Below are 19,028 nucleotides of genomic sequence, written 5' to 3'. Positions count from 1 at the left end.
TTTGATGGCGACTGTATCAAGCTGAGGTATATCTTGATAGATTTTGGCTTCAAGCACTTCTGAAGTGCTCCACAAGTCGTACTAATGAAAATATGTATGGTTTGGTGGTACGAAAGTACACACACCTTACAGCGCCATCACCTCTCTTATAAAAGCCGCTCCATATGATTATTTGACTAATTTAATGTCACCCGACACCAGTTTTATGCTTGGTCCTTAGTTCGTACTAATTTATATGCAGGCACGATACTATGATCCAGTGATAGGACGTTTTTATAGTAATGACCCCATTGGATTCCGTGATGTGCATAGCTTTAATCGCTATGCATATGCGAACAATAATCCATATAAATATGTTGATCCTGATGGGAAAGAAAATGAATATGCAGCCCTGACTTTAGTGGTAGCAGCAGCAGGTACAGATTATGCGTCGCCTGAACCGACCGATGCTAATCCTGTAAAAGCAGGTGCATATGCTTCAGCAATTGTTGGCACAGCAATCGGTGGAACAATAGTGCTTGTATATAATAAATTGACTGAGGAAGACAAAGAAAAGAACAATCAATACTCCAAGGGTGGAAAGCAAAGAACTAAAGATACAGGGTTAGCTGGATATAGTGATGATGAAATCAAAGACCTTTATAATGAATCTAAAGGTAAAGATCGGAAACGTTATGAAAAAGAACTAAAAAGCAGAGAACAGAAAAACAAAGATAAAAACAGAAAGAATAAAAGGCAACCGCCTAAGAAGCATAAAGAAAAGGAGTAAATTGTTATGAATCAAATTAATGAAATATTCATGGATGACATAGAATCAATAGATGATGAAAGCCAAAATTCTTTTGAGAAGCTTAAAAAAGGTGTTTTTTCTGTCGATAGTGAAATTAGACAAAGATCATTTTCCAAATTGGCTTGCTTTGAGTATAGCGAAGAAATTAAAGGAATTTTTGAAAGAGGGTTGTTAGATAACGATGAACTTATTCGCTCTGATTGTATAGAATTTCTTGCTGAATTTGATTTACTTAATAATTTGGAAAAGATTTGCGAATTATTAGATGATCCAAGCTATTATGTTGTTTATTCGTGTGTAATTAGCCTAGCCGAACTAAACTCTGAAAAAGAAAGAGTTTTTAGACTTTTACTTGATAAGTTAAAAGATAAAAGCCTTCAGAGTGGTATTGTTTTAAGAGTTAACTATACGTTATATAGACTTGATCCAACATACTCTATTGAACATCTATTAGATTGCTATTCTGATTCCAGAGATTATCGAGATAGGTGCGCTATTTTAAGCTTACTTGCAGAGGGAGCCAGAGAAGAGGATATTCCTGTTATAAAAGAGAAATTAGACAAATTTGTGAATCCTAATGATTTTAAATCTGTACTGTCATCATATGATGAACTTTTAGATTCATTAGATTGATTAGCGGTTTCTATTTTGAATCCAAAGCCCCGCCCTTCGATGGTGGGGCTTTTTTTCGCCTTGAAATGCTGATGAGGGTTGTTACCAAAGCTGGGTGACGTGACTTTCCAGCATTTAATAGACTCCAACTCCCATTACCAGAAATGGGGGCTTTTTGTTTTGATACCAATTCGGATCGAAAGTTGTTATCTTCTTGATAATGGGGTGAAAAATAACGAGAGACACAAGCATGGATAAAGCTTGGATTAAAATAATAAAAGTTACTGGTGCAGTTGGTGTCGTGGGACTGCTTTTAAGCCTCTTTATGAACCATATGTTTAATGAGCAAATTGTAAATATACTTGGTTCTGAAAAACTCTTTTTTATCTTGGTCGTGATTGTTCTCGGCCTACTATTGGCACTACTAGTCGCGATCATTAAGCCAAAATCTGAATCAACCTCCACTAATACCGAAAGACCGAGTGAATCGAATAAAAAAATCGATATCACATATGACAATGGCTCAACGCATAACGGCGACAATAACTTTTAGCCATGTCTCAAAAAATAGATATTACTTACGATAGAGCTACACATAACGGTGACAATCATTTTGTTGCGCTTACATCTTTAGAGCAGGCTGTTGAACAAATAAAAAAAAGTTTGGGTGAAGACAAGGATGCGGTGGATCTTATTGAAGAACTGGCAGACTACATAACTGAGCACCCAAGCCGGGAAATAGTTGGGTTGGAGCGTAAACTGATTAATGGTGATAGATCTGACTTGAAAGAAAGGGCCGTTTTGCTGAAAAACAGATTCGAACGGAGAGTTGCAAAAAATCAGATGTCCTTGGCAGAGCAACATGTATACGTACAGCTCTTGTCTGCGATTAGCTCGATTTGGTACTCTAAAATTAAGCCTTTGATTGATATCGATACTTCGAAAAGTTCCATAGATTCAGTGATTTATTCAGAACTTATTGAGCCGGTACATAAAGCTGTTGTTAGATATGACACCTTAGCGACATCAGAAACTGTGAGTGGTATGCTGTATTTCCTAAATATCTGGGGTCAGAGTAAACTTTAATCATCAAAATATCTGGGGTCAGAGTAAACTTTAATCATCACAATCCTTTAGTCTAGGTCGTCCCATTTTTGCAGGCCTCATTCTTCTGCCAGTCAACGCTTCGATCTGCTGCTTAAACATCTCGCTACCAATTGCCATGCCTTTATTAGTTGCTTGGCGTATATCCTTTAATAGCGCTCCGTCAACATGTGCATCAAATAGAGCACGATAGCTTTCAAGTCTTTCAGTTTTACTTCTAGCTAATCGGTTGTATTGCTCATGAGGGGTACACAGCTCTGACTCTTTACCCATCCCATTAATTTGATAACTTGACCATTTGTACTCTGCTGGATCATTTACCATCCCAGCCCTTACTGGATTCAATTCAATGTAGCGATACAAATGCATTAAATAATCTTCTGCTTCAACTAAGCAAGATTTATATCGACCTTCCCACAAAGTACCAGTGCGTTTGTATTGATAATTAAAATACCTTACATACTGTCTGCCTAGCGATTGCATCATTTTACCTATGCTACTCTCGTTATGTGGTGTACACAGTAAATGAACGTGGTTCGTCATAAGCACCCATGCATGTATATCAACTTGGTATTTCTTCGAGTAATCTTTTAACCAATTCACGTAACCTGCAAAGTCTTGCTCACTCGCAAAACAAATTTGCCGATTATTTCCCCTTTGGATGACGTGCTGGACTACTTCAATAGGATTAACACGTGGAAGACGAGCCATTTGCTTTACCTTTCCAACTTTAATTTATTAACTGTAGTCTAAAAGTTTACTCTGACCCCGGATGTTTTGACCCCGGATGTTCTCTGACCCCAGATGTTTTGGCGTTGTTTCTCAAGAAGTCAATGATGCGGGATCTAAGCTTATTGGCGATTCCGCTGGTGCTGTAGTTTAATCAAAGGTGCGGAAAACTGGGCAAAAGAGCAGGATAAGCGGTAATGATAAGTGAAAAACAAAAGTTTATTAAAGTTTGGTGGGTTTGTTTTAAATATTTGTTTTTTGTTATGGCTTTGGTCTTGGTTTTCAGAACCGCTTTACTCTTTTACCATGATCAAGCTGATTCAGTAACATTCTGGAGTGTGTTGTTAGGGTTTACTATTGCATTTCTAGGTATCGCTTTCGTTTGTGGAATAATCGCCGGATATGCAATAGTGCAAGATAGGAAACATAATCAATAAGTTTTCTTGTTAACAACATCTGACCCCAGATGTTTAACTCCTCTGCCCCCAGATGTTTAAAAATTACCTTAAAAACGCTAATTTAGGAAATGAAGTAGCTGAAGTTGGTGGGAATGCTGAATCATGAAAATTAACAAACATATCATAATGAAGATTTTTCTAATTTTACTTGGGATTTCATCTTTATTGTTAGCGTATAAAGATTGGAACTCAGGGGTTGGCACGAGGAGAGGCGTTGATGTAATAGAAAAGGAAAACCCGATGCTGTTCAAAGCTGAAATATATAAAAAAATAGGCTTAGGAGTTTTTGTGATTGGTTTAGCTCTTTTTATTAAGCCAAAAGATTAGTTCCATCCTTTTGAATCGCCACTGATTTCTCAGACATCTTATTAGCCGGGCATGTTAATAGAGCTTATCTGTGCACCTTTTCAAAATTCCTTATTTTAAAAGGGCTACTGCTAGATCCAGAGTTTCAACTTCAACCCAAAACATCACAACGTTTGATAATTATTGCTTGATAACAATCAGTCAAAGAATCAAACAATGATATTGACTCACCTAACGAAAGATTAACGAGGTTAGCTTTATACATGATGCGATAAATTTGCTAAAATTTATGCTTAACTTCAAATGTCGATCCATCACTGCTTTGTTTGGTGTAAGTTAATGAAGTTAATTCAGCGCGAATACGTTAGGAAGTTGTAGTTTATGCGGATGATTCCCTTCCACAATTCATGTGGGCCATATCGATATGATTAGTATTCAACATTTGGCATCAGTGCTTGATGCGTTACCCGATCCCTGTTTTATTTTATCCCGTAGCGGCAAATATGTTGCGGTGTTAGGGGGCAAGGATTCCCGTTATTATCATGATGGTAGTGGGCTGGTGGGATTAAATATTTCAGATGTGGTTAAACCAGAAAAGGCTAACTGGTTTTTAGACCAAATTAGTCAAGCGTTGGACAATAAAAAGTTATCGATTGCAGAATATGAATTAAGTAATAAGGATGTTCTGGGGTTGCCAGATGAAGGCCCTGAACAGCCAATCTGGTTTGAAGGCCGAATTCAGGCTCTGGATTTTCTGGTTGATGGTGAGGAAGTGGTGCTTTGGGTTGCCAGCAATATTTCCGAGCGGCATGAATTGGAAACCCGGTTGCGGATACTCAGTGATACCGATCAGTTGACTGGCTTGTTTAATCGCCGTCGTATGCAACATGACCTGGCCCTTCACTATCAAACGTTTGTTCGTCATGACATACCGACAGCCATTTTGATGCTTGATCTGGATAATCTAAAACAGATTAACGATACGCTGGGTCATCATACGGGTGATAAAGTCATTTTGGCGATTGCCAATATTTGCCGTTCGCAATTGCGACAAACTGATATTGCCTGCCGATTCGGTGGTGATGAATTCGTGATTGCCTTGCCTAGCATTGAGTCTGCTCATGCAGAACAGTTTGCCACCCGTTTATGTGAAAGTGTAAAAGCCGAACTGGCTTCATTTTCAACTTCCGGCATAGAGGCAACGGTTAGCATTGGGGTAACCACCATGCTAGCGCAAGATCAAAGTTACGAAGATGCATTAAAACGTGTGGATAACGCGTTGTATCAGGCTAAGCGAAATGGCCGAAATACGGTTGTTTCGGTATAGAATAGCAAGTCTGTTAAAAACAGTACTATCGCTTTGCCTGACGTTTTCTTTGCGCGGCTTTTTCGGTACGTTTTTCAATACGAATTTGTTTGGCGTCTTTTTTATTTGGCGTGAGCGATCCATCTTTAAAACGCTGTTTGCGAGCCAATGTATCGGCTGCTTTTTTAGCTGCGGCTTTAGCCATCTCGGCTTCTTCCTGCTCTACCATTTCGGGTAACTCCAGACTAATTTTACCAATGGTGCCTAATCTGAATTCATTGATCAGGACTTCGCAGATTTTATGCAGGTTAACGCGTCCACCGGCCATAATGGCACCACGACTTTTTGCCGCCATTTCTAAAAACTCGATTTCAGTAGCGGGGATCTCATCCAATTTATAACGTTCTTTAAGCTCAGTGGGGTAGGCTTTAATTAAATAGTCAGCCGCAAAAAAGCCCATATCATCAAACTCGGCGGCGGTATTTTTGATTGCTCCGGTTACCGCTAACCGGTAACTGCTATTCGGGTTTTCTACTTTAGGCCATAAAATTCCCGGGGTGTCGAATAATACGATGCCGCTGCCTAAATTAATGCGTTGTTGAGCTTTGGTGACGGCGGGTTCATTACCGGTTTTGGCAATGATACGTCCTGCCAGATGATTAATTAAGGTGGATTTGCCCACATTGGGAATACCGCAAATCATTGCATTAATGGTTTTGATACCCGCATCTTTTTCGGGCAGCATTTTACGACAAAGATCTAACAACAATTTGATTTTGCCAGGATCTTCTATGCTGGTGGTAAAGGTTTTAACGTTTTTTTGCCGTTCCAGATATTCTTGCCAACGGGCCGTTGCCTCGGGATCGGCCAAATCGGTTTTATTCAGGATTTTAATACAAGGTTTGTCACCCCTAATTTTGGCAATGGCCGGATTTTCACTGGAATAGGGGATCCGCGCATCGAGGACTTCGATGAGTAAATCAACCTGTGGTAATAGCTGTTTTATTTCTTTTTGGGCCTTATGCATATGGCCCGGATACCAATGAATGGACATTAATTTACGCCTGAATAATACAATGTGGATATTGTACTGGAATTTAACCGTATCGTCGCTGACCAGCCAACTTCGCTGTGCTTAATCGTTAAAATCTTCCTGATTGATTTGGTATTCGATAGCTTCTAATAAAATATCGGGTTCCATATCCAGTCCGATAGCGTGCTCACCACTCCAATTTACTCCAACCAATAAGTCGTCATTGAGTAAACCGGGCAACCATTTGGTACAAAACACTTCCCACGGGATTTCAAATACTTCAAAGCCAGCATAAGCCTTGGCATTCTCAATAATATCCTGCGCTTTGTCAGCGCTCGACCAGAACGGCATCGACTTTATTCCGCCATCACCGGTTGGAGTAGGGATGCCGGCACTGTCTTTGATGCCCCAAACTTTACCTGTGCGGGCAACTTCCTTACAAAACGCATGCGCTTCTGATACAGACTGACTCATAATTTTCCTTAACGATAAAAAGACTTAACGGAGTAACTAGTAAGATTATGTCATTTTTTATCAGAAAAAGTAGCTGCTGATGATGGCAAAATAGTGACGATTGCCAGGATCTGGCATGACCGTGCTAAAAGTTTACACCAAGCCATAGCCATAACTTATTGGTATCCACTTTTCCTGCAGCATTATCGCCTGCTGAATAACAGGCTAATTTTATGCCACCAGAAAAGTGTTCATTTAATTTTTTGCTATATAACGCGTCGATTTCATTGCCCAAATCATCAAGACTGGCTGAGGATTGTTCTGCACTGAAATCATGGTAAGTGAGAGTCCAACTACCTCCCATCAGTTTGCCCGCGATGGAGATATAGAGATCATCTAGTCCCTCCTTGGGAGTGTTAAGGAACTGATCGCTCCAACCATTAAATTTGTGTAAGGTTGCTAACGGTGTGGCAAAACCGTAAAGCCCGTTATCCGAACCCAGTGATTCATAGCCGAGTTTGATATTTATCTCACTAAGCGCTATTCCGGCTTCAGCGGCCAGATAATTAGCCGAAAAAGAGGCATTGCTGCTGTCGGCATCTTGGCTGGCGAATTCTAATCGATAGCTGACGGGACTATCACCAATAGTGTTTTTACCGGCAAAACTCATCCCCCAGGTATCTAAACCATTTTCAGTGCCGTTATCCATTTCCAGCAAATAGCCATAACCGCTGATAGTGCCGATGCTGCTTTGGTAGGCGGCATTAAATAAATGATCTTTGGAATCAATGTCTTTCTGCTCAGCAAAAATACGGTTACGTTGGTTGATATAGCCATAGGTCAAGGTAAGTGCTTTATTCGGCTGGTAAACAGTAGAAAGTCCATCAAAGGTCTGCCGGTCTTGTCGCCAGCCCACATGACCGACAAAACGTTGTCCGTCTAATGCAATCACCTGACGACCTAATTTAATGGTGAGCTGAGTATTTTTATATTGTACAAAAGCCTGATCCAACTCAGTGGTGTTGGGATCGGCAATGACAGAATAATCGGGATGGCTGCCAATACCATTGTTGTAATTGGCCAGCCCCATGACGCTGCGGCTATCTTCCAGTTCAAACATTGCAGAAAAACCGTTTTGGCTACCGGTAACAAAATTAAAACGGCTGCGTAAGGTTAATCCGTTAGCGCTCTTGAGTGCATTATCCTGCTCTACCGTTTCATAGCGTAGACGCATATCAATAGAGGCTTTGGTGTCTGTGAGTATGGTAGATGATGAAGCCCAGACGGATTGACTAACGAGTGTAACAAGAGTGATAAATACAGTAGCGCCATTTTTTGACATTGATAGTTCCCTTTTATTGAGTTGTTGAGTGATACAACTCGTCAATACGCAAGGGTTACGCCATTATAAATAAAGCTAATAAAAACAATAGTTTGTTAGAATTTTATTGATATGTAATCTTAACTGATGCACCAATTTAAGTGCTGCCCAAGAGGGGCGGCACTAATAAGGTGCACGTTACGATTTATTACCCGGCAACATGCGCACGAGGGTGTTATCTTTAAAAAAATAATGGTGCAGTAATGCCGCGAATGCATGTAAACCAATTAGGTAATAACCGGCTGTGCCTATGGTTTCATGAATTTCTTCCAAATCATGGGCGAGCGCTTTATCCGTCGTCATAAAGTTGGGCAGACTGAACAGGCCTAAATCCAGTGTTTTACCTTCTGCGCTAATAATTAACCAGCCGAGTATCGGCATAACAATCATGAGGCCATACAATAGCCAATGCACGATCTTGGATAAGTAAAATTGCCAGCTTACCAAAGGCGGTTCGATATGTGGGTAAGGGTTTTTTAACCGAATAAACAGTCGCAGCCAGACTAATACAAAAATGCTGACGCCTAAAACAAAGTGTGCGTATTTGATCAGCTCTCGGGCATCGCTACCACGTTCAAACATCCCTCTATTTTCTATTGTGGCGTAAACACCAATAAACAAAATTACCATTATCCAATGCAGCACAATCATAATTGGCGGATATTTGTTTAAACGAGTTGAATTCATGATGATTATCGTCCTTAGTAACAAAAATGCACAGTAATCGAATTACCTTAAGTGCAGATTAAGTGTTGACCCCAATTGTCGCCTTATTATTTGCCCAACGTAGGAGTAAAACAAAAATATAATACATGATCAGCTAAGTAAGTGATCATAAGGTTCAATGACCACTAATTCTCCTGTTTTTACATTGCCCCGTTCCTGTTCTAACAGGATAAAACAATTCCCGTTGGCAATAGAGCTTAATATTCCTGAACCTTGTTGACCGGTGGTTCTTACCTCAATTTGACCTGTATCAGAAACGGAATATACCCCGCGCTGAAAGTCGCTACGACCGGGGCGTTTACGCAGTGGTTCGCGGGCGATTGCCGGTAAACGCGTGCGGGGTGTTATTGTCATTCCGGCCATTTTTTGTAACGTTGGAACGACCAATTGGTAAAAGGTAACCAGTGCTGATACCGGATTACCCGGTAATCCAAAAAACTGGCTGTTGGGGAGTTGTCCAAAGGCAAACGGTTTGCCCGGTTTCATCGCCAGTTTCCAGAAACCGATTTTGCCTACCTGTTCTAATATTTCCTTGGTGAAATCGGCCTCACCTACGGATACCCCGCCTGAGGTAATTAACGCATCGGCTTGCTGGTCACAGGTTTCAACGGCTTCATACAATTGGGCTTTATCATCTTCAATGACGCCTAAATCGATGACATCGATACCCATTTTTTCCAGTAACAGATGTAGCGTTGGGCGATTGCTGTCGTAAATATCTCCCGCGGATAAAGGCGTGTCTGGCTGTTTTAACTCATCGCCCGTGGAAAAAAGAGCGACTTTCAGTTTGCGCAATACTGATACCTGAGTGATCCCAATAGAACAGAGTACGCCAATATCCACTGCAGTAAGTTTGTGACCTTGGGCGAAAATGGTTTGTCCTGCGGCAATATCTTCGCCCGCATAACGCACGTTTTCACCCGTGTGGGGCGTTTTTAACAAGGTAATATCGTTACCATTGGTTTGGGTATTTTCTTGCATGACCACCGCATTCGCTCCCTTAGGTAATACGCCTCCGGTCATAATGCGCACGCATTGGCCCGCTTGGAGTTGGCCTGTAAAAGGGTGACCGGCAAAACTGGTACCGATTTGTTTAAACGTATGCTGTTCATGGAGATCGTCAATGCTAACGGCATAGCCATCCATTGCCGAATTATCATTCATAGGGACATTGATAGCGGCAAATACTGGTTCGGCTAAGATCCGTCCGCAGGCTAAGTTAACACTACAATCTTCATGTTCAGTGATGCTTTTAACATTACTTAATAAGGTTGCTATTGCCTGTTCAACTGGCATAAGGCCTGGCGCATTACAATGATCGACCGACAAGGTTAATCCTCCTCTGGCTGATTGCCACACACTGCACAGTGTGGATTTTTGGCTAAATTAAAACATTGCCATTGATGGCTTTTACCATCGAACAGCATTAATTTTCCGGCAAGATTTTGGCCAAAGTTGCTAACAATTTTAATGGCTTCCAATGCTTGCATCGAACCAATAATACCCACCATGGGCGCCATTACTCCGGCTTCCATGCAGGACAAATCCTGTTCTGCAAAAAACTGGCTTAAACACTGGTAGCAGGGATTGTCCTTGCCTGGGATCACCGATGTTATCTGGCCTTCCAGACGAATTGCGGCACCGCACACTAGTGGAATTTGATTAGCAACACACAAACGATTGAGTTGGTTTCGGGTGGCGAGATTATCGCTGCAATCGAGAACTATATCCTGCTGGCGGATCAGTTTTTCTAACTGATTATCGTCCAGGCGTTGCTGTATGGCATTCAATTGACAATCACTATTTAACTGACGCAATGTATCCATTGCTGATTGAACTTTTGCCCGGCCAACATCTATTTCACGATGTAAAATTTGTCGTTGCAGGTTGGTTAGTTCCACTTGATCATCATCCACCAGCGTGAGTTGACCTATGCCAGCTGCCACCATGTATTGAGCGCTGGCACAGCCTAATCCACCAACGCCAATTTGAAGTGCTTTACTGTTTAACAGCACTTCCTGTTTATCCAAGTCAAAATCGGCCAACATAATTTGACGGCTATAACGCATGGCTTGTGATTGTGATAAAAATTTGGACATAGAGCACACTGTATTTTGGGGTTAGGTGAAGCATAAGCATTTCGGCTTGAGGTCACCAGAGTTGATTGTTTTTTTATTTTGAAATCATCATGTTTAATTGTTTTTATGGTAATTTAAATGTCATTCAATCTGTGATTAGAGAGCACCATGAGTAAGGCCAGTTCCCCTTTTATAGGATTACAAATTGCCGTATTAACCGTGTCTGATACCCGTACAGTGGCGACCGATACCTCCGGCCAATATCTGGTTGATGCAGTTAAGGATGCAGGGCACCAGTTAGTTGACAGGCAAATTGTGGTTGATGACGTGTATAAATTACGGGCTATCGTTTCCCAGTGGGTAGCCAGTGATAATGTACAAGCAATATTGGTAACCGGCGGTACGGGATTTACCGCGCGAGATGTCACCCCGCAGGCATTACAGCCCTTATTTGATCGGGATATTGAAGGTTTTGGTGAATTATTCCGTCAGTTATCTTATACCGAAATCGGCACATCGACCGTTCAATCACGTGCTTTGGGCGGGATGGCAAACAAAACCGCTATTTTCTGTTTGCCCGGTTCAACGGGAGCATGTAAAACCGGTTGGGAAGGAATTATTAAGCAACAACTTGATGCCAGTCATCGCCCATGTAATTTTGTTCAGCATTTAAAAGCTGGCACTGTGGTTTGTGAAAGTCGGGATTAACAATGGAATTGAGTCATCTGAATCAACAAGGCGAAGCCAATATGGTGGACGTCACCGATAAAGCAGTAACGTCCAGAACGGCGATTGCCGAAGGTTTTGTGCGTATGAATGCCGACACCTTGCAACTGATAGCCGATAAAGGGCATAAAAAAGGTGATGTGTTTGCGGTGGCACGGATTGCCGGCATTCAGGGGGCTAAAAAGTGTGCTGATTTAATTCCACTATGCCATCCGTTAGCGTTATCCAAAGTACAAATCGATTTCGAAATACTGCCTGAACAGCAATCTGTGCGGGTAGAGGCAATGTGTAAACTTAGCGGCCAGACGGGTGTTGAAATGGAAGCGTTAACGGCCGTATCGGTGGCAACATTAACCTTGTTTGATATGTGTAAAGCGGTGGATCCGGGTATGCAGATTGACGGTATTCGGGTGCTTCACAAACAAGGCGGAAAAAGCGGCGTATGGAAGGCATAAGGATGATTAAAATAAAATTTTTTGCCCAGTTACGCGAGCGACTCGATTGTGAACAGCTAGACTGGCCGTTACCGGACGAGACATCAATAGCAAAAATTCAACAGCAACTTATTGACCAGTCTGGTAAGTGGTCTGCCTTGCAAGAAGGGGATGTGTTGTGCGCATTAAATCATACCATCGTCGGTGTCGAAACACCGGTGAAAGCGGGTGATGAACTGGCTTTTTTCCCGCCAGTTACCGGAGGTTAAGGATGATTTCGATCCAAACCGAGGACTTTGATGTTGGTACAGAGTATCAGCAACTGCGCAGTCACAATGATGGCGCGATTGTGACGTTCAGCGGGCTGGTACGAGATTTTAATCAACATGGTAGCATCAGTGGTTTGCATTTAGAGCATTATCCCCAAATGACCGAACAGGCGTTGCAGCAAATTGTGCTTGAGGCCCAAGAGCGCTGGCCGCTGAGTCAAGTACGGGTCATCCATCGGGTGGGGGAACTGGATGCCGGTGCACAAATTGTGTTTGTGGGCGTGGCGAGCCAACACCGCGATGCCGCTTTCAGTGCAGCGCAATTTATTATGGATTATCTAAAAACGCGGGTGCCAATATGGAAAAAAGAAAAATCTCCGCAAGGTGCGCAGTGGGTAGCCAGTAAAGCGTCCGACAATCAGGCCGCTGATTTATGGCAAGTTAAGGAATAACCCATGATAAAGCATTGGTTAGGGCTGTTAATCTGTATAGTCGGGTGCCCTGCAATGGCATTATCGACGCCGACTAGCCATGATAAACCGTTACATATTGCAGTCGCTGCCAATTTTTTAAGTACCGCTAAACAGTTGGTCAGTGATTTTGAACAACATAGTGGCAGCAAAGTACTGATCTCATTTGGCTCTACCGGCATGTTGTACGCACAAATTAATCATGGGGCGCCTTATGATATTTTTTTCGCCGCCAATACTATCCACCCCAAAAAGCTTGAACAACAACAACTTATCGTAGCGGGATCGCGTCAGACTTATGCAATCGGCAAGCTGGTGTTGTGGATCCCCGATGCCACTACGACGAACGAACTCAGTTTGCAAAACTGGCAAGGCAAATTGTCTATTGCCAATCCTGATTTGGCTCCTTATGGTCAGGCGGCCATTCAAAGCATGGAAAAAGCCGCTGTACTGGATCAAATGCAAGCTCATATTGTGCAGGGCAATAATGTCGCCCAGGCTTTTCAGTTTGTCCATAGTGGCAATGCGAAAGGGGGATTTGTGGCGGCCAGTCAAGTACTAAAGCAACCACAGGCGCAGATTTGGATAGTACCAACTGACTATTATCAGCCTATTGAGCAGCAACTAGTAAGACTGAAAAACAGCCACGCTCAGGCCATGGCGCAACAGTTTATTGATTTTATCTTTTCGGCGTCAGGACAAAAAGTCATAGCGGCTGCCGGTTATCAGGTTAACTTCAACCACAATGGGTAATTCGGATTGGTTAGCCATCATTGTCACGTTAAAACTGGCGTTTTTTACCAGTGTAATTTTACTGTTTATTGGCACGCCGCTGGCGTGGTGGATGTCGCGCTGGCAAAGCCGTTTTAAACCGGTCATTCAAGCCGTTGTCGCATTGCCGCTAATACTACCGCCCACGGTATTGGGGTTTTATTTATTGGTGGCCTTTGCCCCGAATACATTGGTAGGACAATTTTGGCAAGGGATGACCGGTCAACAGTTGGCATTTAGTTTTTCCGGTATTCTTATCGGGTCCATTTTCTATTCACTGCCTTTTGTGGTGCAACCGCTGCACAGTGCCTTTATGCAATTAAATCCCCGTTATCTGGATGTGGCGCAAACCATGGGGTTAACGGGTTGGCAACGCTTTATTCGTTTGGTTTTGCCGTTAACTCGCAGCAGTTTTATTACTGCCTTTGGTCTCAGTTTCGCCCATACCGTGGGGGAATTTGGAGTGGTATTGATGATTGGCGGTAACATTCCCGGTGAAACTCAGGTGCTATCCATTGCGTTATTTGATCATGTGGAATCGATGCAATATACCCAAGCCCATCAATTAGCCGGTGGGCTGTTAATTGCATCATTATTATTATTGGCTCTGTTATACCGTATTAATGGCCGACGCGAGGCATTATGGAAATAGCCATTTCGCTAACCAAACAGGGTAGAGCGGTGCTTGATGTCCAATGCCAGCTGCCGATACAGCAGAATATGATTGGCTTATATGGCCCTTCTGGTTCGGGCAAAACCAGCTTGTTACGTTGTATTGCCGGGCTGGAAAAAGACAAGTCCGGAAGCCTTATTCTAAATGCTGAACGCGTTGGCTTGGTATTTCAGGAGTCGGCGTTATTTCCCCATCTAACCGTACTGGAAAATTTGCAGTTTTCTTTGCATTTAGCCAAACCGGTTCGTTTTGATATTGAGCAAGTCAGTGACTGGTTTGAACTGGATGCTTTGTTGTCCCGACATATTGGCGATCTTTCCGGTGGCGAACAACAACGGGTAGCGCTGGCTCGTGCGTTACTCAACAATCCGCAACTGTTGTTGCTGGATGAACCGGTGTCGGCACTCGATGAGATCACCCGTCATAAAGTATTGGATAGGTTAAATCGAATCAATCGTGAGTTTGCCTTGCCCATGATCATGGTGAGTCATTCATTGCATGAGTTGGCGTTATGTTGTGATTACATGCTGCAAATTCAACAAGGCCGGATCGTTACGCAAGGACAGAGTCATGAGGTGATCCGTCAAATTAATTTAGCGGGTAAGAAACGGGCTTTTTCGGTGCTACAGTGCCGCTTTAATCGATACGTTGACGATTATGCGATGGCCGAATTGATGTGTGAAGGACAGTCATTATTTATCCCTTATTGCGCGCCCATTGAGCCCGGTGAGTCGGTAATGATTGAAGCCAATCAGGTCAGTTTGTCGATTCAACCACCATCAAGTAGTAGTATTATCAATTGCCTACAAGGGCATATAAAACAGATTAAACCATTGGACGCCTCGCTAGTCCGTGTTGAGGTAAGCGTCGGAGAGCAATCTTTACTGGCCGATATTAGTGGATGGTCGGCACATCGTTTATCATTGGTTGAAAATATGCCAGTCTGGGCGCAGTTTAAAATGATGCGTTAATCAGTAATTATTGGTAGGGCGTGCTTATATTTGATGGTAGGATGCCGCGTTTTTTTGGTCAGTTTGCTTTAAGAGGATAATGTTATGTCTCGCGTTTTGATAATTGGTGCTGGCGGTGTTAGCGCCGTAACAGTCAAAAAATGTGCCCGTTTACCGGAGCATTTTGATGAAATTTACTTGGCCAGCCGGACGGTTGCTAAATGTGAAGCATTGCAGGCCGAAGTGGGAGCCGATCGGGTTAAAGGCACGTTTGCTGTGGATGCCGACCATGCCTCTGAAGTGGTTAAGGTCATTAATCAGGTTAAGCCTGACCTGGTGATTAATTTAGCCCTTCCTTATCAAGATTTAGCCATTATGGACGCGTGTTTAGAAACCGGTGTGGATTATCTGGACACCGCCAACTACGAGCCTAAAGATGTAGCCAAGTTTGAGTATTCCTGGCAGTGGGCTTATCAGGACAAATTTGAAAAAGCCGGTTTGATGGCGTTATTAGGCAGCGGCTTCGATCCCGGTGTGACCAATGTTTATACTGCTTATGCGGCGAAACATTATTTTGACGAAATCCACACCCTGGATATCGTTGACTGTAATGGTGGCGATCATGGTCAGGCCTTTGCAACTAACTTCAATCCTGAAATCAATATTCGTGAAATTACCCAGCGCGGTCGTTATTGGGAAAATGGCGAGTGGAAAGAAACGGATCCACTCAGCGTACGTGAAGATCTGGACTATCAGAATATTGGTGTACGGGCTTCCTATTTGATGTTCCATGAAGAACTGGAATCCATTGTTAAACATTTCCCTACCTTGAAACGCGCGCGTTTCTGGATGACTTTTGGAGATGCTTACCTGAACCATTTGCGTGTGCTCGAAGGGATTGGCATGACCTCCATCGAGCCAGTTGAATTTCAGGGCCAGCAGATTGTGCCACTTGAATTCTTAAAAGCGGTGTTGCCGAATCCTGGTTCCTTAGCGGAAGGTTATACCGGCATGACCTGTATCGGTACTTACATTACCGGCATTAAAGATGGCAAAGAAAAGACCATCTTTATTTACAATAACTGTGATCATGCCAAGTGTAATGAAGAAGTCGGCGCTCAGGCAGTATCTTATACTACCGGTGTACCCGCTATGATTGGGGCGGCGTTAATGCTTAACAGTACATGGAAAAAGCCTGGCGTGTGGAATATGGAGCAATTCGATCCGGATCCCTTTATGGATATGCTTAATATTCATGGTTTACCCTGGCATGTGCTTGAATGTGAATCCTCCCCTTTTAAAAACTGATTAAAAGGTTAAAATCATATTCCGGCTGCAATCAATAGTCTGTGGCCGGAATAATAATAACGTCCTTATTCCTGATCTGGAGAGTTAACCTTGATCGATCCTTTACTTAATCCGCTTATACCTTCCCCCTGCTATGTGTGCGAAGAAGCCAAACTGGAAGCTAATCTGCAATTGATGGAGCGTGTACAACGCGAAGCCGGCGTGGATATTATTTTGGCCTTAAAAGGTTTCTCCATGTGGTCGACGTTTCCATTGGTGGGACAATATTTGCAAGGTTGTACCGCTAGTTCGGTATGGGAAGCAAAGCTGGCTAAGTTTGAGATGGGTAAGGAAGTACACGCTTACTCTCCAGCCTATAAGCAAAATGACATCGATGAACTGGTTAATCTGGTTAATCACATTTCGTTTAATAGTTTGAGCCAGTGGCAACGCTATCAAGAGCAGGTAGCTGAGGCGGGAATATCGATGGGCTTGCGGATTAATCCGCAGCATCGTGAAGCCGAAACTGAATTGTATGATCCCAGTGCGCCGGGCTCTCGTCTAGGGGTAAAAGCCGAGGATCTTGAAGGTGTAGATTTATCCGGCATTGAAGGATTCCACGTGCATAATTTGTGTGAATGCGATTCGTTTGCCGCCGAACGTACCTTGCAAGCGGTTGAACAACGTTTCGGCAAGTGGTTACCTCAGCTCAAATGGTTGAATTTGGGTGGGGGGCATTTAATGACGCGTGCTGGCTATGATGTCGAACACCTGATTCAATTGCTTAAAACGTTTCGTGAAAAATATGATCTGCACATTATTTTAGAGCCGGGCTCAGCGGTGGCATGGCAAACTGGCACGCTAGTCAGTGAAGTGGTGGATGTGGTCCACAATGAAGGTGATATTGCGATCCTGGATATTTCTGCCACCGGTCACATGCCTGATGTATTGGAAATGCCTTATCGCCCTGAAGTACGTAACGCTGGGTTGGCGGGAGAAAAGAACTTCGATTATAAACTTGGTGGTAATTCTTGTCTGGCTGGTGATGTGATCGATACCTACGGTTTTGAGTTTCCTCTGGAAGTGGGGGATCGATTGATCTTTGAAGACATGATCCATTACACCATGGTTAAAACCACCTTTTTTAATGGAGTGGAACATCCTTCAATCGGTATTTTGAAAAAAGATGGCAGTTTTGAACTAGTACGTAAATTTGAATATGAAGATTTCCGGGCGCGGCTGTCTTAAACAATATTGGTTACCGATATTGTGATAAATAAAAAGCACCTTAAATTAAGGTGCTTTTTTGATCGGCCAAACCAGTGTTAAGCCAGTGCCGGATAATCGGTGTAACCTTTCGGGCCAGAGCCATACATAGTGGACGCATCGAGTTCATTCAGTGGGGCGTTGACACGCAAACGCTCCGCTAAATCAGGATTGGCAATATACGCTTTACCAAACGCAATTGCATCGGCAGTGCCGTCCGCTAGTAGTTGTTCAGCGCGTTCACTGGTCATTTTTTCATTGGCAATCAGTTTGCCGCCAAAAGCCTGTTTCAGTGCCGGTGTTAATGCCGGTTCGTCAAAATGCTCTCGGGTGAAGATAAAAGCGAGGTTGCGTTTACCTAATTCTTTGGCGACATAACCAAAGGTCGCTGCTAAATCTTCATCTCCCATATCATGGGCATCCGCGCGCGGAGATAAATGCATTCCCACTCGGCCAGCTCCCCACACGGAAATCACAGCATCGGTGACTTCCAACATCAGGCGGGCACGGTTTTCGATACTGCCACCATAGTTGTCTTTACGATGATTGCTGGATGTTTGTAAAAACTGGTCGAGCAGATAACCGTTGGCACCGTGGATTTCAACTCCATCAAATCCGGCTTTTTTGGCATTTTCGGCACCTTGTCGATAAGCTTCGACGATAGCGGGAATTTCTGTTTCGCTTAATGCCCGTGGCGTTTCAAAATTTTTCTCTGGACGTACCAGACTCACATGGCCTTGGGCCGCAATTGCACTCGGTGCAACCGGTTGCTGACCGTCCAGATAAACAGGATCGGAGATACGACCAACATGCCATAATTGCAATACAATTCGACCGCCCGCCTTGTGTACGGCATCGGTGATTTTTTTCCAGCCTTCAACCTGATCATCAGACCAAATTCCCGGGGTATTGGGGTAGCCGACCCCCATTGGCGTCACAGAGGTGGCCTCGCTAATAATGAGTCCGGCACTGGCACGTTGGGTGTAGTATTCGGCCATTAATGCATTAGGAACTCGCCCTTCACTTGCGCGACAACGGGTAAGGGGAGACATAATGATTCTGTTGGGTAGTGATAAATCCCCCAACTGGATTGGATCAAAAAGTGTATTCAAGGTTTTTCCCAATTAATAACATGAATTGATTATTTGGGGGCGGTTATTACGGTGATCAAGAGTGCAGTGCAATGATTAAGTTATATGATAAAAC

The 19,028-nt window shown here is 43.2% G+C and carries 23 protein-coding genes and 1 pseudogene; 16 read left to right on the top strand and 8 right to left on the bottom strand.

Annotated elements, in window-relative coordinates:
• The first annotated feature begins 235 nt into the window (after window positions 1-235).
• The 4 genes from ACTD55_RS10665 to ACTD55_RS10650 all read left to right on the top strand — a co-directional run bounded on the left by ACTD55_RS10665 (window position 236) and on the right by ACTD55_RS10650 (window position 2,488).
• Window positions 236-769 (top strand): RHS repeat-associated core domain-containing protein, encoded by a 534-nt coding sequence (locus ACTD55_RS10665; RefSeq protein ID WP_438864318.1) that lies wholly within the window; start codon window positions 236-238, stop codon window positions 767-769.
• Window positions 770-775: 6 nt separating this feature from the next.
• On the top strand, window positions 776-1,423 hold the full coding sequence (locus ACTD55_RS10660) for a HEAT repeat domain-containing protein (RefSeq protein ID WP_438864317.1): 648 nt from the start codon (window positions 776-778) through the stop codon (window positions 1,421-1,423).
• A gap of 229 nt (window positions 1,424-1,652) precedes the next feature.
• Window positions 1,653-1,955 carry a hypothetical protein gene (locus ACTD55_RS10655; protein WP_438864316.1) on the top strand — a complete coding sequence of 101 codons (303 nt, stop codon included), beginning with the start codon at window positions 1,653-1,655 and terminating at the stop codon, window positions 1,953-1,955.
• Window positions 1,956-1,957: 2 nt separating this feature from the next.
• On the top strand, window positions 1,958-2,488 hold the full coding sequence (locus ACTD55_RS10650; protein ID WP_438864315.1) for an ABC-three component system protein: 531 nt from the start codon (window positions 1,958-1,960) through the stop codon (window positions 2,486-2,488).
• A gap of 30 nt (window positions 2,489-2,518) precedes the next feature.
• On the opposite strand, the gene ACTD55_RS10645 is transcribed toward ACTD55_RS10650, so the two are convergent.
• Window positions 2,519-3,217, bottom strand: a complete 699-nt coding sequence (locus tag ACTD55_RS10645) for a transposase (RefSeq protein ID WP_438864314.1) — start codon at window positions 3,215-3,217, stop codon at window positions 2,519-2,521.
• A gap of 215 nt (window positions 3,218-3,432) precedes the next feature.
• Here ACTD55_RS10645 and ACTD55_RS10640 point away from each other — a divergent pair, with 215 nt between their 5' ends.
• The 3 genes from ACTD55_RS10640 to ACTD55_RS10630 all read left to right on the top strand — a co-directional run bounded on the left by ACTD55_RS10640 (window position 3,433) and on the right by ACTD55_RS10630 (window position 5,326).
• Window positions 3,433-3,672, top strand: a complete 240-nt coding sequence (locus tag ACTD55_RS10640) for a hypothetical protein (protein WP_438864313.1) — start codon at window positions 3,433-3,435, stop codon at window positions 3,670-3,672.
• Window positions 3,673-3,795: 123 nt separating this feature from the next.
• Window positions 3,796-4,020 (top strand): hypothetical protein, encoded by a 225-nt coding sequence (locus ACTD55_RS10635; RefSeq protein WP_438864312.1) that lies wholly within the window; start codon window positions 3,796-3,798, stop codon window positions 4,018-4,020.
• Window positions 4,021-4,423: 403 nt separating this feature from the next.
• On the top strand, window positions 4,424-5,326 hold the full coding sequence (locus tag ACTD55_RS10630; RefSeq protein ID WP_438864311.1) for a diguanylate cyclase: 903 nt from the start codon (window positions 4,424-4,426) through the stop codon (window positions 5,324-5,326).
• Window positions 5,327-5,351: 25 nt separating this feature from the next.
• On the opposite strand, the gene ylqF is transcribed toward ACTD55_RS10630, so the two are convergent.
• The 6 genes from ylqF to moeB form a co-directional block, all read right to left on the bottom strand.
• The gene (ylqF, locus tag ACTD55_RS10625; protein ID WP_438864310.1) at window positions 5,352-6,359 is read right to left on the bottom strand and encodes a ribosome biogenesis GTPase YlqF; all 1,008 of its coding nucleotides are present in this window, start codon (window positions 6,357-6,359) and stop codon (window positions 5,352-5,354) included.
• Between the two features lie 81 nt (window positions 6,360-6,440).
• On the bottom strand, window positions 6,441-6,812 hold the full coding sequence (locus tag ACTD55_RS10620; protein WP_438864309.1) for a DUF2750 domain-containing protein: 372 nt from the start codon (window positions 6,810-6,812) through the stop codon (window positions 6,441-6,443).
• A gap of 124 nt (window positions 6,813-6,936) precedes the next feature.
• Window positions 6,937-8,133, bottom strand: a complete 1,197-nt coding sequence (locus tag ACTD55_RS10615; protein ID WP_438864308.1) for an alginate export family protein — start codon at window positions 8,131-8,133, stop codon at window positions 6,937-6,939.
• 177 nt (window positions 8,134-8,310) lie between these two features.
• Window positions 8,311-8,859 carry a cytochrome b gene (locus ACTD55_RS10610; protein WP_438864307.1) on the bottom strand — a complete coding sequence of 183 codons (549 nt, stop codon included), beginning with the start codon at window positions 8,857-8,859 and terminating at the stop codon, window positions 8,311-8,313.
• A gap of 129 nt (window positions 8,860-8,988) precedes the next feature.
• A complete protein-coding gene (gene moeA / locus ACTD55_RS10605; RefSeq protein ID WP_438864348.1) occupies window positions 8,989-10,194 on the bottom strand; it encodes a molybdopterin molybdotransferase MoeA in 1,206 nt (401 codons plus the stop codon).
• Window positions 10,195-10,229: 35 nt separating this feature from the next.
• Window positions 10,230-10,997 (bottom strand): molybdopterin-synthase adenylyltransferase MoeB, encoded by a 768-nt coding sequence (gene moeB, locus ACTD55_RS10600; RefSeq protein ID WP_438864306.1) that lies wholly within the window; start codon window positions 10,995-10,997, stop codon window positions 10,230-10,232.
• Between the two features lie 147 nt (window positions 10,998-11,144).
• On the opposite strand from moeB, the gene moaB reads away from it, so the two are divergent.
• From moaB to nspC, 9 genes and pseudogenes are all read left to right on the top strand, one after another.
• On the top strand, window positions 11,145-11,684 hold the full coding sequence (gene moaB / locus ACTD55_RS10595; RefSeq protein WP_438864305.1) for a molybdenum cofactor biosynthesis protein B: 540 nt from the start codon (window positions 11,145-11,147) through the stop codon (window positions 11,682-11,684).
• Between the two features lie 2 nt (window positions 11,685-11,686).
• A complete protein-coding gene (gene moaC / locus ACTD55_RS10590) occupies window positions 11,687-12,157 on the top strand; it encodes a cyclic pyranopterin monophosphate synthase MoaC (RefSeq protein ID WP_438864304.1) in 471 nt (156 codons plus the stop codon).
• 2 nt (window positions 12,158-12,159) lie between these two features.
• A complete protein-coding gene (locus ACTD55_RS10585) occupies window positions 12,160-12,405 on the top strand; it encodes a MoaD/ThiS family protein (RefSeq protein ID WP_438864303.1) in 246 nt (81 codons plus the stop codon).
• A 2-nt stretch (window positions 12,406-12,407) separates the two neighbouring features.
• Window positions 12,408-12,857, top strand: coding sequence for a molybdopterin synthase catalytic subunit MoaE (gene moaE / locus ACTD55_RS10580; RefSeq protein WP_438864302.1), 450 nt, complete (start codon window positions 12,408-12,410; stop codon window positions 12,855-12,857).
• A gap of 3 nt (window positions 12,858-12,860) precedes the next feature.
• The gene (gene modA / locus ACTD55_RS10575; RefSeq protein WP_438864301.1) at window positions 12,861-13,628 is read left to right on the top strand and encodes a molybdate ABC transporter substrate-binding protein; all 768 of its coding nucleotides are present in this window, start codon (window positions 12,861-12,863) and stop codon (window positions 13,626-13,628) included.
• Complete coding sequence (modB, locus tag ACTD55_RS10570) at window positions 13,621-14,298, top strand: molybdate ABC transporter permease subunit (protein ID WP_438864300.1); 678 nt, start codon at window positions 13,621-13,623, stop codon at window positions 14,296-14,298. The genes modA and modB overlap by 8 nt, the downstream gene beginning before the upstream one ends.
• Before the next feature lie 122 nt (window positions 14,299-14,420).
• Window positions 14,421-15,290: pseudogene (locus ACTD55_RS10565) on the top strand (ATP-binding cassette domain-containing protein); the annotation flags it as partial.
• Between the two features lie 84 nt (window positions 15,291-15,374).
• The gene (locus ACTD55_RS10560) at window positions 15,375-16,577 is read left to right on the top strand and encodes a saccharopine dehydrogenase family protein (protein WP_438864299.1); all 1,203 of its coding nucleotides are present in this window, start codon (window positions 15,375-15,377) and stop codon (window positions 16,575-16,577) included.
• Between the two features lie 90 nt (window positions 16,578-16,667).
• Window positions 16,668-17,804 (top strand): carboxynorspermidine decarboxylase, encoded by a 1,137-nt coding sequence (nspC, locus tag ACTD55_RS10555; protein WP_438864298.1) that lies wholly within the window; start codon window positions 16,668-16,670, stop codon window positions 17,802-17,804.
• A gap of 77 nt (window positions 17,805-17,881) precedes the next feature.
• Here nspC and ACTD55_RS10550 read toward each other — a convergent pair whose 3' ends face one another.
• On the bottom strand, window positions 17,882-18,934 hold the full coding sequence (locus tag ACTD55_RS10550; protein WP_438864297.1) for an alkene reductase: 1,053 nt from the start codon (window positions 18,932-18,934) through the stop codon (window positions 17,882-17,884).
• Between the last annotated feature and the right edge of the window lie 94 nt (window positions 18,935-19,028).

Source organism: Neptunicella sp. (assembly GCF_048268085.1).
Lineage (GTDB): Bacteria > Pseudomonadota > Gammaproteobacteria > Enterobacterales > Alteromonadaceae > Neptunicella.
Note: the sequence above shows the minus strand (reverse complement) of the source record. Positions and strands in the feature narration are given on the sequence as shown.

Excerpts from the sequence above, each read along its gene's own strand:
- ylqF (WP_438864310.1), bottom strand. The coding sequence starts at position 6,359 with ATGTCCATTCATTGGTATCCGGGCCATATGCATAAGGCCCAAAAAGAA.
- moeB (WP_438864306.1), bottom strand. The coding sequence starts at position 10,997 with ATGTCCAAATTTTTATCACAATCACAAGCCATGCGTTATAGCCGTCAA.
- modB (WP_438864300.1), top strand. The coding sequence starts at position 13,621 with ATGGGTAATTCGGATTGGTTAGCCATCATTGTCACGTTAAAACTGGCG.
- ACTD55_RS10645 (WP_438864314.1), bottom strand. The coding sequence starts at position 3,217 with ATGGCTCGTCTTCCACGTGTTAATCCTATTGAAGTAGTCCAGCACGTC.
- ACTD55_RS10635 (WP_438864312.1), top strand. The coding sequence starts at position 3,796 with ATGAAAATTAACAAACATATCATAATGAAGATTTTTCTAATTTTACTT.
- ACTD55_RS10620 (WP_438864309.1), bottom strand. The coding sequence starts at position 6,812 with ATGAGTCAGTCTGTATCAGAAGCGCATGCGTTTTGTAAGGAAGTTGCC.
- ACTD55_RS10615 (WP_438864308.1), bottom strand. The coding sequence starts at position 8,133 with ATGTCAAAAAATGGCGCTACTGTATTTATCACTCTTGTTACACTCGTT.
- ACTD55_RS10660 (WP_438864317.1), top strand. The coding sequence starts at position 776 with ATGAATCAAATTAATGAAATATTCATGGATGACATAGAATCAATAGAT.
- ACTD55_RS10585 (WP_438864303.1), top strand. The coding sequence starts at position 12,160 with ATGATTAAAATAAAATTTTTTGCCCAGTTACGCGAGCGACTCGATTGT.
- moaE (WP_438864302.1), top strand. The coding sequence starts at position 12,408 with ATGATTTCGATCCAAACCGAGGACTTTGATGTTGGTACAGAGTATCAG.
- ACTD55_RS10655 (WP_438864316.1), top strand. The coding sequence starts at position 1,653 with ATGGATAAAGCTTGGATTAAAATAATAAAAGTTACTGGTGCAGTTGGT.
- moaB (WP_438864305.1), top strand. The coding sequence starts at position 11,145 with ATGAGTAAGGCCAGTTCCCCTTTTATAGGATTACAAATTGCCGTATTA.
- moaC (WP_438864304.1), top strand. The coding sequence starts at position 11,687 with ATGGAATTGAGTCATCTGAATCAACAAGGCGAAGCCAATATGGTGGAC.
- ACTD55_RS10650 (WP_438864315.1), top strand. The coding sequence starts at position 1,958 with ATGTCTCAAAAAATAGATATTACTTACGATAGAGCTACACATAACGGT.
- moeA (WP_438864348.1), bottom strand. The coding sequence starts at position 10,194 with ATGCCAGTTGAACAGGCAATAGCAACCTTATTAAGTAATGTTAAAAGC.
- ACTD55_RS10610 (WP_438864307.1), bottom strand. The coding sequence starts at position 8,859 with ATGAATTCAACTCGTTTAAACAAATATCCGCCAATTATGATTGTGCTG.
- ACTD55_RS10630 (WP_438864311.1), top strand. The coding sequence starts at position 4,424 with ATGATTAGTATTCAACATTTGGCATCAGTGCTTGATGCGTTACCCGAT.
- ACTD55_RS10560 (WP_438864299.1), top strand. The coding sequence starts at position 15,375 with ATGTCTCGCGTTTTGATAATTGGTGCTGGCGGTGTTAGCGCCGTAACA.
- ACTD55_RS10665 (WP_438864318.1), top strand. The coding sequence starts at position 236 with ATGCAGGCACGATACTATGATCCAGTGATAGGACGTTTTTATAGTAAT.
- ACTD55_RS10640 (WP_438864313.1), top strand. The coding sequence starts at position 3,433 with ATGATAAGTGAAAAACAAAAGTTTATTAAAGTTTGGTGGGTTTGTTTT.
- modA (WP_438864301.1), top strand. The coding sequence starts at position 12,861 with ATGATAAAGCATTGGTTAGGGCTGTTAATCTGTATAGTCGGGTGCCCT.